The sequence below is a fragment of the Vibrio anguillarum genome, from assembly GCF_001989995.2.
Lineage (GTDB): Bacteria > Pseudomonadota > Gammaproteobacteria > Enterobacterales > Vibrionaceae > Vibrio > Vibrio anguillarum.
Window position 1 is genome coordinate 1 of record NZ_JAHGUP010000096.1, and the last position, 1348, is coordinate 1348.

Sequence of the window (1348 nt, forward strand, 5' to 3'; positions counted from 1 at the left end):
GGCTCTTCTCCGCTTAGATGAGCTTGATTTCTGGGTAAAAGGTAGAGTGAGTTTCTAGGATTGAGGTTTGTCTAATCTTCAATTTAAAGTAATCAGTATCCCTTACTCCTCGAGCTCTCCGCCTAAGAAGGCCTATCGATACATTCCCAGCTTCAACTCGGGCATTCGTTAGCCTATATTTTGCATAATTGCAGATCCCAACTCTTCTCTCCCAAAGCGCATCTGCAAAATTGATGAGAGATAAGATCCTTGTATTTTTAGCAAGCTGGCACCACGCATCAAGCGCTGCGATCATCAAGTCAAAATTACGTTCATTCCATAAGGCTTGAAGCTGCTCTTTGAGCATATAAATAGTACAAAGTGTCTTATTGCTTTCAAGTAAATCATCCAGCCTATCTGACTGCTTATCGCTTAATTTCGGCGCATTTTTGAGGAGTAAAAATAGCGTCCCCTTAAGCATTTTTTTCTCGTCATGCGTTCCTCTCCTAAACGCTTTATTACGCTCTTTCCTTATCAGAAGAGAGTAGTTCTGCATAACGTGAAACCGGTCAAAAACGATGTCTGCATTCGGAAGAGCCTTTCTCACCGCTGATTGGTAAGATTGACCCATATCCATTGATACCGCTTGGATGCCGTCTCTCGTTTGTGGTGATAATTGTTCAAAAAAGTTGATGAGTACGTTTGAAGTCCGTCCATGATCAACCCAGATAAGTTGTCCTGAAACCAGATCATAAACAACGGTCATATAGTCATGGCCTTTAGCCCTGGCGACTTCATCAACGCCAATATGAACAAGGTTGGTCAACTTCTTAGGCTCTAAAGCGGGCAAGGTAGATAACAGAAATGCTTTATCGATATTTTTCACGGTTTCCCAGCGAATGTCTAAATGCTTAGACACTGCATGGATGCTCATATAGCGGCATAGTCCACTAATAAAGTGACAGAATCTCTTGGTATAGCGACCACCCTTATCAACAAAATCAGTGGCTTCAATCAATCTTCGGCCGAGCTTATCTCTCGTCTGAGCCAGTTCAATTTCTATTACGCAAGGGCGACCACTTACAGGTAAATCTGACAGGCGACGTTGAACATAGTGGTCGACGGTACGCGGTGCTCCAGTCTCAGGGTCAACGACTTTACAGCGTCTGTCTCGCTTGCATTTGACGAGTACTGAATGAGTGCACTCTTCGAGCGTTACAGACTGTACGGATTGACCTTTAAAATTAAATAGAGCGGAAGATAATAACGACAAACTACAACACTAAGATATAAGACAGGAAGTAATTATAAATCAATGCTTTATTGATTTTATTGTTAATTTATAGACTCATCTAAGCGGAGAAGAGCC

1 protein-coding gene is annotated in these 1348 nt (G+C 42.1%); it reads right to left on the reverse strand.

Annotation, left to right across the window (positions count from 1 at the left end; genetic code table 11):
* Nucleotides 1–13: 13 nt before the first annotated feature.
* A complete protein-coding gene (locus PL85_RS16580; RefSeq protein WP_115339201.1) occupies nt 14–1252 on the reverse strand; it encodes an ISL3 family transposase in 1239 nt (412 codons plus the stop codon).
* Between the last annotated feature and the right edge of the window lie 96 nt (nt 1253–1348).